The following is a 13,950-nucleotide window of genomic DNA, read 5'->3' on the forward strand; positions in this document are numbered from 1 at the left end:
GTGGTGCGGCCGATCCCCGGTGCGGCCAGCGGGCTGTTCCGCTATTTCACCCGGCATCGCACTGCCGCCAACCTGCTGCTGGTGGTCATGCTGGTCATGGGGCTGGCCGCCATGCCCAACATGCGCGCGCAGTTCTTTCCCGATGTCATCATCGAGGACGTGCGCATCGGCGTGACCTGGGAAGGTGCCGGCCCCGAGGATGTGGACGACGCCATCGTGCAGGTGCTCGAGCCGGTGCTGCTGGCCGTGGACGGAGTCGAAAGCTCGTCAGCGACCGCGCGCGAGGGCCGCGCCGATATCGAACTGGAGTTCGAGCCCGGCTGGGACATGGCCCGTGCCGCCGACGATGTGCAGACCGCGCTGGACGCGGTGACCGAGCTGCCCGAAGAGGCCGAGGAGCCCAGCGTGCGGCGCGGCGGCTGGCGCGACCGGGTGACCGATGTGGTGATCACCGGGTCGGTCGGGGCGGACCAGCTGGGCCTCTATGCCGACGAGTTTGTCGCCCGGCTGTTCGCGGCCGGCGTCACGCGGTCGACGATCCGTGGGGTTGCCGCGCCCCGCACGGTGGTCGAGGTGCCCTCGGCCCGGCTCATCGCCAACGATGTGAGCATGGCCGAGATCGCCGAGGCCATCGCGGCCGAGGTCAGCGGCGATCCCGCCGGGGATGTGTCGGGCGCAAATGCTCGGGTCCGAACCGGCGTCGAAAAACGCGCGCCCGAGGATATCGAGGGCATCGTCCTGCGCTCGAACCCGGATGGTTCGAAACTGACCGTGGGCGACGTCGCGACGATCCGGGTCGAGGGCGTGGACCGCGAGCGCAGCTATTTCGCCGGAGAAAACCCGGCCATGTCGATCCGCGTGGACCGGTCCGATCGCGGCGATGCCATCGAGGTGCAGCGTACGGTCGAGGATGTCGCGACCGAGATGCAGGCCAGCCTGCCGCAGGGCGTGTCGGTCGAACTGATCCGCACCCGCGCCGAAGCCATTACCGGACGTCTCAACATCCTGCTGGACAACGGGTTGATGGGTCTGGGCCTGGTGTTGTGCCTGCTGTTCCTGTTCCTCAATGCCCGCATCGCCTTCTGGGTGGCCGCCGGCATCCCGGCGGCGATGTTCGCGGCCATCGCGCTGATGTATCTGGGCGGGCTGACGCTCAACATGGTCAGCCTGTTCGGCCTGATCATCACCTTGGGGATCGTGGTGGATGATGCCATCGTGGTCGGCGAACACGCCGATTTCCGCGCAAGGCGCCTGGGCGAGGCGCCGACGGTGGCGGCCGAACGCGCGGCCGCGCGTATGGCGATGCCGGTCATGGCCGCGACCCTGACCACGATTATCGCCTTTTTCGGGCTGACCGCCGTGGGCGGACGGTTCGGCGAGATGATCCGCGACATTCCGTTTACCGTGATCGCGGTGCTGGCCGCCTCGCTGGTCGAGTGTTTCCTGATCCTGCCCAACCACCTGGCGCATGGGCTTGCGCACAGCGCCAAGCGGCACTGGTATGACTGGCCGAACCGGGTGGTGAATCGCGGGTTTCGCCGGTTGCGCGACGACGCGTTTCGGCCGCTGATGGGCTGGGTCGTGCGCGCGCGCTACGTGGTTCTGGCGCTGGCGGTGCTGGTGCTGGCCTCGCAGCTGGCGCTGTTCATCCGCGGCGACGTGACCTGGCGGTTCTTCAACGCGCCCGAGCGCGGGTCGGTCACCGGGAATTTCGCCATGGTCGAGGGGGCGACCCGCGCCGACACGCTGGCGATGATGCGCGAGCTGCAGCGCGCCACCGAAGAGCTGGGCCAGGTCTATGAGGAGCGGCACGGCCGCAACCCGCTGGACTATGTTCTGGCCGAGGTGGGCGGCAATCCCGGCTGGGGGCTGGCAGGCGCCGATACCAAGGATGCCGATCTGCTGGGCGGCATTTCCATCGAGCTGATCGACGCCGACCTGCGCCCCTATTCCAGCTTCGCCTTTGTTGGCGAGTTGCAGGAGGTGGTGCGCCGGCACCCGCTGGTCGAAACGCTCAGCTTCCGCGGCTGGCGGTCGGGTCCGGGCGGGGATGCGCTGGATGTGCAGTTCTATGGCGCCGACGCCGACACGCTCAAATCCGCGTCCGAGGATCTGCAGACCGCCGTGGCCCGCTATCCCGAAGTGTCGGCGGTGCAGGACAACCTGGCCTATGACAAGGAAGAGCTGATCCTGGACCTGACCGCCCAGGGCCAGGCGCTGGGCTTCTCCATCGAGACCCTGGGCCGCGCCCTGCGCCACCGGCTGAACGGGATCGAGGCGGCGACCTATCCGGAAGGGCCGCGCAGCGCCGAGATCCGGGTGGAGCTGCCCGAAGGCGAGCTGACCGCCGATTTCATGGAACGCACGCTGATGCGCACGCCGGCCGGCTTCTACGTGCCGCTGGCCGATATCGTTTCGGTCAGCCAGCGCACCGGCTTCTCGACCATCCGGCGCGAGAACGGCATCCGTCTGATCTCGGTCACCGGGGACATCTCGGATGACGATCCTGCACGGGCCGCCGAGATCTCGCAGACGCTGGAAGAGGAGATCCTGCCGCGCATCGCCAGCGAACGGCAGGTCGAATGGCGCATGTCCGGCCTGAGCGAACAGGAGGACACGTTCCTGCAGGAGGCTGGCACCGGTCTGATCCTTTGCCTGACCGGCATCTACCTGGTCCTGGCGTGGATCTTCGCCAGCTGGACGCGGCCGATCGTGGTGATGGCGATCATCCCCTTCGGCCTGGTCGGCACGATCTGGGGTCACTATGTCTGGGAGGTGCCGCTGAGCATGTTCACGGTGGTGGGCCTCCTGGGCATGACCGGGATCATCATCAACGATTCCATCGTGCTGGTGACGACGATCGACAGCTATGCCGAAGAGCGCGGGCTGGTGCCATCGATCATCGACGGGGCCGCCGACCGGCTGCGGCCGGTCATTCTGACCACGCTGACCACGGTGCTGGGCCTGACGCCGCTGCTCTACGAAAGCTCGCAACAGGCGCAGTTCCTCAAGCCCACGGTCATCACGCTGGTCTTCGGCCTGGGCTTCGGCATGGTCCTCGTGCTGCTGGTGGTGCCGGCGCTGATCGCGGTGCAGCGCGACGTGTCGCGCCCGATCACCGCCCTGCGCCGGGCCCTGCGCGGACGCGACCGGTTGAGCCGCGCAACGGCGGCCGGCGCGGGGGCGCTGACCCTTCTGTGGCTGGCGCTGACCGTGGCCTGGCCCGCAGTCACCGGCGCGCTGCCGAGTCCTCTGGCCGGGGTGCTGCCCATGCTGGATCCGATGCGCGGCGGATTGGTTCTGTTCGTGGCTGGCGCGCTGACGGTTGCCGTGCTGGGCTGGTTCGCAGTCGGTGCGGTCTATGCCAGGGGGGTCTCGCGGCGGGCCTGAGCCAGCGCCAGCAGGTCGGCAACCCGGTCGTTCATCGGCAGGGCGCCCGACAGCACATCCGGAATATCGAACCATCGCGCGTCACGCGCGTCGTCACCCGCCATCGGCGTGCCGCCGCGGTAGAGACAGGAGACCGCGACCAGCAGGTAATGCGTAGCCACCTCGCCAGCCTCATCCGCCAATACCAGGTCGAGACAGGTCAGCACGTCCTGCGCCTCGGCCTCGATCCCGGTTTCCTCGCGCAGCTCGCGCACCGCCGCTGCGCGCACGGTCTCGCCCCATTCGACATGCCCGCCGGGAAAGCCCCACAGGCCGAGACCGGGCGGCTTGCCCCGTTGCACCAGAAGGACGCGGGATCCGTCCAGAATCACCGCCAGGGCGCCCAGGCGCGGGCTGCGCACCATGCGAACTCAGCCGGGCCGGCAGCCGCGGATGTCGACCGCGTGGCTGTCGCCCAGAACCGTGATGCGGATGGCCGAGCGGTCCAGGGCGAAGGCGCCGCCGCCGTCGTGACGGATCTCGGAACTGGCGATCAGCGTCCCGCCCTGCCGCGTTGTCGCGGCCTCGGACACCCAGAGCGACCGCCCGCCCGGCTCGATCACCGCGTATTCCGTGCCACCGGCAGAGGGCATCTCTATGTGCGCCTCGATCCGCATGCCACCCTCGGTCGGCGTGATCCGGCAGACCGCCGCGCGCACCCCGGCCTCGCTTGCCGAATACGGCCGCTGCGCCAGCGCCGCGGCAATCGCAGGGTTCCGGCCCGCGCCTGCGTCCAGCACGTGATCGAAGGGCAGGGTGCCCGGCACGCAGACATCCTTGCAATAGCCGAAATCCATCCGCCCCTTCAGCCGCACCGGCCGTTCGGAGTTTTCCGGGGTGATCTCGACCGGCAGGACCATCTGCCTTTCATACCCGACCGACCGCAGCCCGTTCTGGTCGAATACCCGGGGTGCGGGCCAGGTGAAGGCCATTGCGCCGATGTTGCGCGAACCGCGCCAGTCGAATTGCGGCGGAATGCCCGCATCGCCCGGTGCGCGCCAATAGGTCTTCCACCCCTCGGGCAGGGTCAGGCGGATGGCGCCCAGATATGTGCCGCGTTCGGTCCGTCCGCCATCGAGGATCTCCAGCCGCACGCCGTCACCGACATCGCCCGCAGACAGGGGCGGCGCGAGCAGCGCGCAGAGCGCAAGGGCAAGTAGCCGTCTGAACATCGTCCCTAGATGCGGGTTCCGGCGCCGATTGCCAAGTCACGATCCGGTCAAATCACGGCAATTTCGGCCGCCGTGTCCGGCCGGTCTTGAACCCCGGCAGGGCCGGGTCCATTGTTGGGGGAAATGGCAGAGGCGCGTCCGATTATGGATCTGACAGGCAAATTGCTGATCGCGATGCCGGGCATGGGCGACCCGCGTTTCGAGCATTCCGTGGTCTACCTGTGCAGCCACGGCGACGACGGCGCGATGGGGCTGATCGTCAACAAGCCCGCTGACTTGCGGGTTTCGGCACTTCTGACCCAGCTCGAGATTCCCTGCCATTTGCCGGTGGTCGGCGACAGCCCGGTGCGGTTCGGCGGCCCGGTGGAAACCGCGCGGGGATTCGTCCTGCATTCGTCGGATTACGAGGCCAACCTGCACTCGCTCTCGGTCGAGCCGGGGTTCAGCATGACTGCGACCCTGGACATTCTCGAGGATATGGCCAGCGGCAGCGGCCCCGAGAAGGGCCTTTTGATGCTGGGCTATTCCGGTTGGGGTCCGGGACAGCTGGAGGACGAGATCGGCCAGAACGGATGGCTGACCGCCGAGGCCGATCCGCATCTGGTCTATGACATGCCCGATGCCGACAAGTGGGAGGCCGCGCTGCGCTCTCTGGGGGTCGATCCGATCACCCTGTCGGCCAGCGCCGGGCGGGCCTGATCAGGCGTCGCGCGGCGCGGCGGCGCGGCGCAGCCGGTCATTGATCGCGACGCCCAGCCCGCGCTCGGGGATCGGGGCCACGGCGATGGGGCGGCCTAGCGCGTCCAGATCATGAAGTGCGGCGAACAGGCTTGCGGCGGCTTCGGACAGGTCGCCTTGTGCCGACAGGTTGCGCGTACACGGCATGTCGCCGAAACCCAGCAGGACTTCGCCGTCGCGGGGGCTGTCCGCATTCAGCCTGACCGCGGCGCTCGGGGCATAGTGGGATTGCAGCTGGCCCGGTGCGCTCAGCGCCTCGGTGGACGCACGCTGGCGCAGGGGATGGCCCAGCGCTGCCTCGATCTCGTCCGCGTCCAACCCGCCGGGTCGCAGCAGCGCGGGTGCGCCGGCCAGCCCCACGATGGTCGATTCCAGCCCGACCGGGCAGGCACCGTCGTCGAGGATCGCGGCGATGCGGCCATCAAGCCCGGCCCGCACGTGATCGGCGGTTGTCGGGCTGATCCGGCCGGAGCGGTTGGCCGAGGGCGCGGCCACCGGCCTGTCGACCGCCGCCAGGAGCGCCTGCGCCGCCGGGTGCCCGGGCACCCGCAGCGCCAGCGTTTCGAGACCCGCCGTCACCAGCGAGGCGATGCCGTGATCCGGCGCCAGCGGCAGAACCAGGGTCAGCGGACCCGGCCAGAAGGCCCGCGCCAGTGTTTCCGCCGCGTCCGACCACCGCACATGGCGGCGCGCGGCCTCGACCGAAGCCACATGCGCGATCAGCGGGTTGAAGCTGGGCCGGCCCTTGGCGGCATAGATCGCCGCGACCGCCGCGCCGTTCGTGGCGTCGCCGCCGAGGCCATAGACGGTCTCGGTCGGAAACGCGACCAACTGGCCTTGGCGCAGCAGGTCCGCGGCCTGGCCGATTTCGGCGGGCGTGGCGGTCAGGTTCAACGTGCTCATGGGCGGGCGCGCCTTTGACGCGGCGTTTCGGTTGCTTGTTGGCATGGGGCGGATAGTTAGAATTCAGGCCCCGTTCCTTACTGGCTTGTCCGCGCCGTGCCAAGCCCGTCGCCGACGAAACCAAGACGCCGAGGAGTATCATGCCGTATCGCGCCCCCGTCTCTGAACACCTGTTCCTGCTGCGCCATGTCGTTGGCTATGACCGGATCGCCGCCACCCCGCGCTTTGTCGAGGCGGGCGACGACATCCTGGCCGCGGTGCTGACCGAGGCCGGCCGCATGTGCGAGGAAGTCCTCGCCCCGCTGCAACGCAATGGTGACCTGCATCCGGCCCGGCTTGAGAACGGGGCAATGCGGACCTCGCCGGGCTATGCCGAGGGCTGGAAGGCGATTGCCGAGGGGGGCTGGATCGGGGTCAGCGGCCCCGTCGATCACGGCGGCATGGGGCTGCCGATCAGCGTTGCGACGGCGATCAACGAGGTGATGAGCGGTGCCTGCCTGTCGCTGCAACTGGCGCCGCTGATGAGCCAGGGCCAGATCGAGGCGCTGGAACATCACGCCAGCGAGGAGATCAAGGCGCTCTACCTGCCGCGGCTGCTGTCCGGTGAATGGAGCGGCACCATGAACCTGACCGAGCCGCAGGCAGGAACCGATGTCGGCGCCCTGACCACGCGGGCCGAGCCGAAGGGCGACGGCACTTATGCGATCACCGGGCAGAAGATCTATATCAGCTGGGGCGATTCGGATTTCGTGGAGAATGTCTGCCACCTGGTGCTGGCGCGGCTGCCCGACGGGGTGCCGGGCACCAAAGGGATCAGCCTGTTCCTGGTGCCCCGCAACCTGCCGGATGCCGATGGCCGGGCCGGTCAGGCCAACGGCGTCAAGGTCATCAGCGTCGAGCACAAGATGGGCCTGCACGGCTCGCCGACCTGCGTGATGGAATATGACGGCGCGACCGGCTGGCTGGTGGGCGAGGCGCATGGCGGGATGGCGGCCATGTTCACCATGATGAACAACGCCCGCCTGGGTGTCGGTGGCCAGGGCGTCGGCGTGGCCGAGGCCGCCTATCAACAGGCGCTGGCCCATGCGCTGGAGCGCAAGCAGGGACGGTCCCGCTCGGGCGTGATCGCCGATCACGCCGATGTGCGGCGCATGTTGCTGGGGATGAAGGCCGATGTCTTCGCCGCGCGCGCGATCCTTCTGGCCTGCGCCGCAGCCGGCGACATGGCCAAGGCCACCGGCGATGCCGACTGGTCGGCCCGCGCGGCCCTGCTGACGCCCATCGCCAAGGCCTTCGGCACCGAAACCGGCATCCGCGTATCCGAGACCGGGATCCAGGTGCATGGCGGCATGGGCGTGATCGAAGAGACCGGCGCCGCGCAATTCCTGCGAGATGTGCGCGTCACCGCGATCTACGAAGGCACCAATGGCGTGCAGGCGATGGACCTTGCGGGGCGCAAGATGATGGATGGCGGCGAGGCGGCGATGCGCCTGATCGACGAGATCGAGGACCAGGCCGAACGCGCCCGCGCCTCGGCCCCCGATCTGGCCGGGCCGGTCTGGGAGGCCACCGAAACCCTGCGCGAGACCACCGAATGGCTGGTGGCGCAGGGCGACATGGACGACCGGTTCGCCGGCGCAATGCCCTATCTGATGGGCTTTGCCCGTATACTGGGCGCGCATTTCCACCTGTCGGCGGCGCTGGCCGAACCGGACGGCGCGCGCGAGAAGCTGGCCCGCTTCTATATCGAGGCGATGCTGCCGGAACATACCGGCCTGCTGGCCCAGGCCCGCAGCGGCGCGTCGGTTCTCTACGCGCTCGACCTCGACGAACTGGCGTCGTGATGGACGGCGGGGGCTCGGCAACGATGCGGTTTCCCTGGAACACGCCGCCCGAGGAGGGCCAGGCCATCGAGGTGGCCGAGGGCGTGTTGTGGATGCGCCTGCCACTGCCGATGAAGCTGGATCACGTGAACGTCTATGCGCTCGATGACGGCGACGGCTGGACGGTGATCGACACCGGCATGGGATCGAAGAAAACCCGCGGCATCTGGGAGCGGCTTTTGGCCGGGCCGCTGGGCGGGCGGCCGGTGAACCGCGTGATCGTCACCCATCACCACCCCGATCACGTGGGCAATGCTGGCTGGTTCCAGTCCGAGATCGGCGCCGAGCTGGTCACGACCCGCACCGCCTGGCTGTTTGCCCGCATGCTGACGCTGGACGTGCAGGACAGCTGGCCGGAAGAGACCATCGCCTATTACCGAAGCGCCGGAATGGATCCCGATTTCCTCGCCCGAAGGCTGCAGGAGCGCCCGTTCAATTTCGCTGACATGGTCTATCCCATGCCGCTGGGCTTCGTCAGGATCAAGCAGGGTGACACGATCCGCATGGGCGGCCGCGACTGGGATGTCCACATGGGCGACGGCCACGCCCCGGAACACGCCACCTTCTGGAGCCGCGACGGAGAGCTAGTCATCAGCGGCGACCAGATCCTCAGCTCGATCAGCCCGAATATCGGCGTCTATGCGACCGAGCCGATGGCCGACCCGCTGGCGGGATGGCTGGAGAGCTGCGAGCGGCTGTCCGCGCTGGCCCGGCCCGGACAACTGGTCCTGGGCGGGCACAAGCTGCCGTTCACGGGGCTGCCGCAGCGAATGGGCCAGCTGATCGAGAACCACCACAGCGCACTCGAGCGCCTGCTGGACTTTCTCGACACGCCCAAGGCCGCGGCCGAGTGCTTCGCGCCGCTATTCAAGCGCCGGATCGGCGAGGGCGAATACGGTCTCGCGCTGGTCGAGGCAGTTGCGCATCTCAACCATCTCTACCACATTGGGTCTGCCACCCGGACCCGGCGCGAGGACGGGGCCTGGGTCTATCTGCGAAGGGAGTAGGGCATGGACGACCCCATCCAGACCGCGGCGGAAATCGCGGAATCGGCCGTTCTGCCGCGCTGTCACGAGGTCCATTCCGATCCGGACCGGCCTCGCGTCTCGGACAAGCTGCCGGAGCCTCTCAAGCAGCCGGTGCAGAAGAAGAGCCCGGCGCAATGGGCCTATGAGCGGCTGATCCTTTACATCAAGAATTTCGAGGAGCAGCTCGACGCCAGCCAGGAGGTCGCGATGGGCTTTGCCGGCGGCGATGCCGGGGTCATGCGGATCGAGGGCATGGGCTTTTTCGATCCCGACATCATCACCTTCTACGGCAACGACGCCACCGGAGCGCGCACCCAGCTGGTGCAGCACGTCAGCCAGCTGAACGTGATGCTGCGGGCCCTGCCCAAGCCGGTCGGGGACAAGCCGGCCAACCGGATCGGATTTCGCCTGGCCGCGGATCTGGAACCGGACTGAGCCAGCGCGGATGCTTTGCCTTGCGCGGTTCCGGCGCTATCACTGTCGGGGCTGAAGCGGAGGAACGCCCTTGTCCAACCTGACCGAAGTCGTCTCGGCCTATAAGGCCGCATGGGCGCGCAAGGGGCTCTTTGTCCCGCTCTATGCCGTGCTCCGGATGCTCAGCCTGGCGCTGATCGCGCCGGCGTTTGCCGCGCTGGTGAACCTGGCCGTGTCTCTCTCGAATCAATCGGCGCTGACTGATCAGGACATCGCGATGTTCGTCCTGTCGCCGGTCGGCGCACCCATCGCAATCGCGGTCTGCGGCCTGTTCCTGGTGGCCGAGGTGCTGGGCTTCTCGGTCATGGCGGCCAGCGTGCATACGCAGGCCGGCTCGGTCTGGGCCGCCGGCGCGGCGGGTCTGTCGCTGGTCCTGCGCCGGGGGCCTGCGCTTTTCTCCTTTGCGCTGCGCTTCGTGTTGCGCGTGCTGCTCATCAGCCTGCCGTTCCTTCTGTTGTCGGGTGCGGTGGCCTGGTGGACGCTCACGGAATACGACATCAACTACTACCTCACGTTCCGCCCGCCGGCCTTCCGGGTCGCCGTCCTGCTGATCGGCGCGCTTCTTCTGGTGCTGGCCTGGATCCTGATCCGCCGCCTGTCCTCCTGGGCGCTGGCGCTGCACCTGGTCCTGTTCGAACAGCGGCCGCCCGCCAACGCCTTTGAGGAAAGCGCCGAGCGCATGCAGGGGCAGACGGCCGCGCTGCGGCGGCGGCTGGCCCTGTGGCTGGCGCTGCGTCTGGCGATCGGCGCAGGGCTGGCGGCCCTGGCCGGTGCGGCGATCGGGCTGGTCCCCACCGACGGGGCCGACGGGCTGCGGACCGAGCTGCGCCTGACCCTGCTCGTGGTCGGCCTCTGGGGCCTGGCCGGGCTGATCCTGTCGGCGACGGCGCTGGGCGCGCTTGCGGTCATCATCGACGGTTTCCTGGACACGCCCCGGCTCGAAGCGCCGGCCCGCGGCAGGGCCTCGATCCGGCGGCGGCTTGCGGTGGCCGTGGCCCTCTCGGCTGCGGTTCTCTTAGGCGCAAGCTGGTTCGCGCATCGCGCCACCGAACGTTTCGCCAGCGATGGCGAGGTCGTGGTGATCGGCCATCGCGGGGCCGCAGGTGCCCGGCCCGAGAACACCATGGCCTCGATCCTGCAGGCGATCGAGGACAAGGCCGACTGGGTCGAGATCGACGTGCAGGAGAGCGCGGATGGCGAGATCGTGGTCATGCATGACAGCGACTACATGAAGTTGGCGGGCGTCGACCTGAAGGTCTGGAACGGCACCCTGGAGGAACTGCGCCAGATCGACATCGGCAGCTGGTTCGATCCGGCCTATTCCGATCAGCGCACGCCGACCCTGCGCGAGGTTCTGGAGGCGGCGCGCGGCACGTCCTCGCGGGTTCTGATCGAACTCAAGTATTATGGCCATGACGTGGACCTGGAGCGCCGGGTCATCGCCCTGGTCGACGCGGCGGGCATGACCGATCGGGTCGCCACCATGTCGCTGAAATATCCCGCGGTGCAAAAGATGCACAATCTGCGGCCCGACTGGCAGGCCGGTGTGCTGGCGGCGACCGCCGTGGGCGACCTGTCCCGGCTCGAGGCGGATTTCGTCGCGGTCAACACCGGGCTGGCGCGGGCCGGCCTGATCCGCAAGGTGCAGGCGACGGGCAAGGACTTTTTCGTCTGGACGGTCAACGACCCGCTGCAGATGAACCGGATGATCTCGATGGGCGTCGACGGGCTGATCACCGACGAACCGGTGCTGGCCCGCCAGGTGATCGCCGCGCGGGCCGATCTGAGCGCCGCCGAGCGCGCCCTGCTGATGCTGGCCGGCGCCGTCGACCTGACACGGCAGACCGAGGCGCTTGATGATCGGCCCTAGGCTGCTCCTTGCGGCGCTGCTCTTCGCTGGCGACGTTGCGGTCGCCGATCCGGACCAGCCCGGCGGGTTGGGCCGAGCCGTTGAGATGCCCGCCCATCGCGCGCTGATGGCCGAACGCCAAGGCCGGCGCCTGATGGCGTTCGAGACCGATGGCTGCTCGGGCGGGCTGTCGGCGGGATGGCGGCTGGTGGCCGACGCATTCCCCCATTTCGCCGAGGCCTACGCGGCCCATCCGCCGTGGGAGGCGTGTTGCGTCACCCATGACCGGGCCTATCACGCGGCCGGCGGCGCGACCTCGGCCGAGGAGAGCTGGCAGGCGCGGCTGGATGCGGACGCGGCGCTCCGGTCCTGCGTGGCCGGAACCGCCGAAGGGCAGGTCGCGGCGATGACACAGCTACATGACGTGACACCCGAACAGGTCAGGGCCGGCTATCGCGCCATCGCCGCGGCGATGTATCACGCGGTGCGGCTGGGCGGCGGGCCCTGTTCGGGGCTGCCGTGGCGCTGGGGGTTCGGTTATCCCGATTGCCTGCCCTTCGGTGCGCGGGAATGACGTCGTGACAGCGCGCGGAGAATCCATTAAGCAGCAGAAAACAACGCGAACGGGAACTGGATCATGGCGGATCACAAGCACGGCGAAATGGACATCACAACGCAGACCGAGACCTTTGACGGGTTCGTGAAATACATGGTTCGCGCCGTGATCGCGATTTTCGTCGTCCTGCTGTTCCTGGCCGTCTTCGCCTCCTGACGCCGCGGATCCCCTGTCCAATGTTCAGATTGCTGGCCGCTTGCGCCTTGGCCCTGATTCTGGGCGCCTGCACGGCGCAGAAGGGCCCCAGGGCTGATGACGCAACCATCGCCGCCGTGGCCTATCGCGATCCCGGGCCGGCCTATCTTACGCTCTACACGATGGTGAACAACCGCACCGGGGGCGGCGGGCACACGTCGCTGCTCATCAATGCCAGCCAGCGGGTGATCTTCGATCCGGCCGGGTCGTTCTATGCCGATATCGTGCCCGAGCGGGACGACGTTCTCTATGGGATCACGCCGGCGGTCGAGGCGGCCTATCGCGGCGCCCATGCCCGCAGCACCTATCACGTGGTCCGCCAGCGCATCGAGGTCACGCCGGCCCAGGCCGAAGCCGCCTTTCAGGCCGCGCGCCAGCTTGGGCCGGCGCCCGGTGGCTTCTGTGCAATCTACACCGCGCGCCTGCTGCAGCGGGTGCCGGGCTTTGAAACGATCAATCCCGTGTTCCAGCCCACCAGGCTTCAGGCGCAGTTCGTCCGCCTGCCTGGCGTTGTCACCGACAAGTATTTCGAGGATGACGACGAGGACCTGCAGAAGGGGCTGGCCGAGGGCAATGCGCGCCTGACCGCCGCCGGTCCGGGCTGAGCGTCAGCCCAGCAGCCAGATCAGCCCGTAGAGCGTCGCAGCGCCGCTGAGCATCGCGAAGATCACGTTCCTGGTCGTCAGTCCGACCGCCAGCGTCACCGCCGAGGCCGCCAGGCGCGGCGGATCCAGCGCGCCGCCGGTGGCCGTGGGCCAGACCGCCGCGGGGGCCACCAGCGCCGGCAGGATGGCGACGGCGGTATAGCGCAGGTGCCGCAGCACCCAGGCCGGCATGCGGCGGTCGCCCACCAGCCCAATGAAGGAGAAGCGCAGCGCAAAGCTGCCGAGTGCAAGGCCGAGGATGACGATCCAGGTGCCGTCGGGCGCGGTGCTCATTGTGACACCTTCCGCCGCTCTATCATCAATTCGGCTTGCGCGCCGGCCATCATGCCCAGCGCGCCGGCCACCAGAAGGCCCAGGTTGTGCGGCACCCAGGTGGTCAGCAGCGCCGCGATGGTCGAAACCAGCGCCGCCACCATATGGGCCGGGGTGCGCAGCATCGGCCCCAGCATCGCCAGGAACATGATCGGCAGGGCGAAATCCAGCGCCCAGCTCTCGGGGATGCGCGTGCCCAGCACCGCGCCCAGAAGCGTGCTGAAATACCAGAATGGCACGATCGGCGCCATGACGCCGAAGAAGAAGCCCATGCGCTGTGGCACGGTCATCCGCGGATTGCGCTCATATTCGATCAGGGAGCAGGCATAGGACTGATCGACGATGAAAAATGCCGCCAGCGCCCGCTGCCAGATCGGCGCAGCCCCCAGGTAGGGCGTCAGAGCCGCCGAATACATCGCGCAGCGCAGGTTCACCGCCAACGCCGAGGCGAGCACGATCAGCGTCGGCGCGTTGTCCTGCATCATCTGCAAGGCGGTGAATTGCGCGGCCCCGGCGAAGACGGTGGCGGTAAAGACCATGATCTGCACGATATCCAGGCCAGCCTCGGCCGCTAGGACCCCGAACAGCATCCCGAACGGCCCCACGACGATGATGAACGGCGCGCCAGAGCGGACGCCGGCCCAGAAGGCTGAATTCGATGTGGTGAATGGCATGGCGAGACCCTA

At 68.4% G+C, this 13,950-nt stretch carries 14 protein-coding genes; 9 read left to right on the top strand and 5 right to left on the bottom strand.

Features of this window, described 5'->3' with window-relative positions:
• A complete protein-coding gene (locus BMX57_RS13800) occupies nucleotides 1-3,390 on the top strand; it encodes an efflux RND transporter permease subunit (RefSeq protein ID WP_092368157.1) in 3,390 nt (1,129 codons plus the stop codon).
• On the opposite strand, the gene BMX57_RS13805 is transcribed toward BMX57_RS13800, so the two are convergent.
• A complete protein-coding gene (locus BMX57_RS13805; RefSeq protein WP_092368160.1) occupies nucleotides 3,360-3,794 on the bottom strand; it encodes an NUDIX hydrolase in 435 nt (144 codons plus the stop codon). The two genes, BMX57_RS13800 and BMX57_RS13805, sit on opposite strands and share 31 nt — an antisense overlap.
• A 6-nt stretch (nucleotides 3,795-3,800) precedes the next feature.
• The gene (locus BMX57_RS13810; RefSeq protein WP_092368163.1) at nucleotides 3,801-4,601 is read right to left on the bottom strand and encodes a protein-disulfide reductase DsbD domain-containing protein; all 801 of its coding nucleotides are present in this window, start codon (nucleotides 4,599-4,601) and stop codon (nucleotides 3,801-3,803) included.
• 144 nt (nucleotides 4,602-4,745) lie between these two features.
• Here BMX57_RS13810 and BMX57_RS13815 point away from each other — a divergent pair, with 144 nt between their 5' ends.
• A complete protein-coding gene (locus BMX57_RS13815; protein ID WP_092368166.1) occupies nucleotides 4,746-5,300 on the top strand; it encodes a YqgE/AlgH family protein in 555 nt (184 codons plus the stop codon).
• Here BMX57_RS13815 and BMX57_RS13820 read toward each other — a convergent pair whose 3' ends face one another.
• Nucleotides 5,301-6,242, bottom strand: a complete 942-nt coding sequence (locus tag BMX57_RS13820; protein WP_092368169.1) for an L-threonylcarbamoyladenylate synthase — start codon at nucleotides 6,240-6,242, stop codon at nucleotides 5,301-5,303.
• Nucleotides 6,243-6,382: 140 nt separating this feature from the next.
• Between BMX57_RS13820 and BMX57_RS13825 the strand changes: the two genes are divergently transcribed.
• From BMX57_RS13825 to BMX57_RS13855, 7 genes are all read left to right on the top strand, one after another.
• Nucleotides 6,383-8,086: an acyl-CoA dehydrogenase gene (locus BMX57_RS13825; RefSeq protein WP_092368172.1), complete on the top strand. Its 1,704-nt coding sequence runs from the start codon at nucleotides 6,383-6,385 to the stop codon at nucleotides 8,084-8,086.
• A 23-nt stretch (nucleotides 8,087-8,109) separates the two neighbouring features.
• A complete protein-coding gene (locus BMX57_RS13830) occupies nucleotides 8,110-9,132 on the top strand; it encodes an MBL fold metallo-hydrolase (protein WP_229724252.1) in 1,023 nt (340 codons plus the stop codon).
• Between the two features lie 3 nt (nucleotides 9,133-9,135).
• Entirely contained in the window at nucleotides 9,136-9,588 is a 453-nt protein-coding gene (locus tag BMX57_RS13835; protein ID WP_092368178.1) for a DUF6173 family protein, read from the top strand.
• A gap of 70 nt (nucleotides 9,589-9,658) precedes the next feature.
• Nucleotides 9,659-11,497 carry a glycerophosphodiester phosphodiesterase gene (locus BMX57_RS13840; RefSeq protein ID WP_092368181.1) on the top strand — a complete coding sequence of 613 codons (1,839 nt, stop codon included), beginning with the start codon at nucleotides 9,659-9,661 and terminating at the stop codon, nucleotides 11,495-11,497.
• Nucleotides 11,484-12,050, top strand: a complete 567-nt coding sequence (locus BMX57_RS13845; protein WP_229724253.1) for a hypothetical protein — start codon at nucleotides 11,484-11,486, stop codon at nucleotides 12,048-12,050. Before BMX57_RS13840 ends, BMX57_RS13845 begins: the two co-directional genes overlap by 14 nt.
• A 63-nt stretch (nucleotides 12,051-12,113) precedes the next feature.
• Nucleotides 12,114-12,248 carry an aa3-type cytochrome c oxidase subunit IV gene (locus BMX57_RS13850; protein ID WP_092368184.1) on the top strand — a complete coding sequence of 45 codons (135 nt, stop codon included), beginning with the start codon at nucleotides 12,114-12,116 and terminating at the stop codon, nucleotides 12,246-12,248.
• A 20-nt stretch (nucleotides 12,249-12,268) separates the two neighbouring features.
• The gene (locus tag BMX57_RS13855; RefSeq protein WP_092368187.1) at nucleotides 12,269-12,892 is read left to right on the top strand and encodes a hypothetical protein; all 624 of its coding nucleotides are present in this window, start codon (nucleotides 12,269-12,271) and stop codon (nucleotides 12,890-12,892) included.
• 3 nt (nucleotides 12,893-12,895) lie between these two features.
• On the opposite strand, the gene BMX57_RS13860 is transcribed toward BMX57_RS13855, so the two are convergent.
• Nucleotides 12,896-13,225: an AzlD domain-containing protein gene (locus tag BMX57_RS13860; RefSeq protein WP_092368190.1), complete on the bottom strand. Its 330-nt coding sequence runs from the start codon at nucleotides 13,223-13,225 to the stop codon at nucleotides 12,896-12,898.
• A complete protein-coding gene (locus BMX57_RS13865; RefSeq protein ID WP_092368193.1) occupies nucleotides 13,222-13,938 on the bottom strand; it encodes an AzlC family ABC transporter permease in 717 nt (238 codons plus the stop codon). Before BMX57_RS13865 ends, BMX57_RS13860 begins: the two co-directional genes overlap by 4 nt.
• Nucleotides 13,939-13,950 lie beyond the last annotated feature (12 nt).

It is taken from the genome of Cribrihabitans marinus (assembly GCF_900109035.1).
In the GTDB taxonomy this organism is placed as follows: domain Bacteria; phylum Pseudomonadota; class Alphaproteobacteria; order Rhodobacterales; family Rhodobacteraceae; genus Cribrihabitans; species Cribrihabitans marinus.

What these genes read in the sequence shown, in the direction of transcription:
- BMX57_RS13805 (WP_092368160.1), bottom strand. Translation starts at nt 3,794, where the DNA reads ATGGTGCGCAGCCCGCGCCTGGGCGCCCTGGCGGTGATTCTGGACGGA.
- BMX57_RS13810 (WP_092368163.1), bottom strand. Translation starts at nt 4,601, where the DNA reads ATGTTCAGACGGCTACTTGCCCTTGCGCTCTGCGCGCTGCTCGCGCCG.
- BMX57_RS13815 (WP_092368166.1), top strand. Translation starts at nt 4,746, where the DNA reads ATGGATCTGACAGGCAAATTGCTGATCGCGATGCCGGGCATGGGCGAC.
- BMX57_RS13820 (WP_092368169.1), bottom strand. Translation starts at nt 6,242, where the DNA reads ATGAGCACGTTGAACCTGACCGCCACGCCCGCCGAAATCGGCCAGGCC.
- BMX57_RS13825 (WP_092368172.1), top strand. Translation starts at nt 6,383, where the DNA reads ATGCCGTATCGCGCCCCCGTCTCTGAACACCTGTTCCTGCTGCGCCAT.
- BMX57_RS13830 (WP_229724252.1), top strand. Translation starts at nt 8,110, where the DNA reads ATGCGGTTTCCCTGGAACACGCCGCCCGAGGAGGGCCAGGCCATCGAG.
- BMX57_RS13835 (WP_092368178.1), top strand. Translation starts at nt 9,136, where the DNA reads ATGGACGACCCCATCCAGACCGCGGCGGAAATCGCGGAATCGGCCGTT.
- BMX57_RS13845 (WP_229724253.1), top strand. Translation starts at nt 11,484, where the DNA reads ATGATCGGCCCTAGGCTGCTCCTTGCGGCGCTGCTCTTCGCTGGCGAC.
- BMX57_RS13850 (WP_092368184.1), top strand. Translation starts at nt 12,114, where the DNA reads ATGGCGGATCACAAGCACGGCGAAATGGACATCACAACGCAGACCGAG.
- BMX57_RS13855 (WP_092368187.1), top strand. Translation starts at nt 12,269, where the DNA reads ATGTTCAGATTGCTGGCCGCTTGCGCCTTGGCCCTGATTCTGGGCGCC.
- BMX57_RS13860 (WP_092368190.1), bottom strand. Translation starts at nt 13,225, where the DNA reads ATGAGCACCGCGCCCGACGGCACCTGGATCGTCATCCTCGGCCTTGCA.
- BMX57_RS13865 (WP_092368193.1), bottom strand. Translation starts at nt 13,938, where the DNA reads ATGCCATTCACCACATCGAATTCAGCCTTCTGGGCCGGCGTCCGCTCT.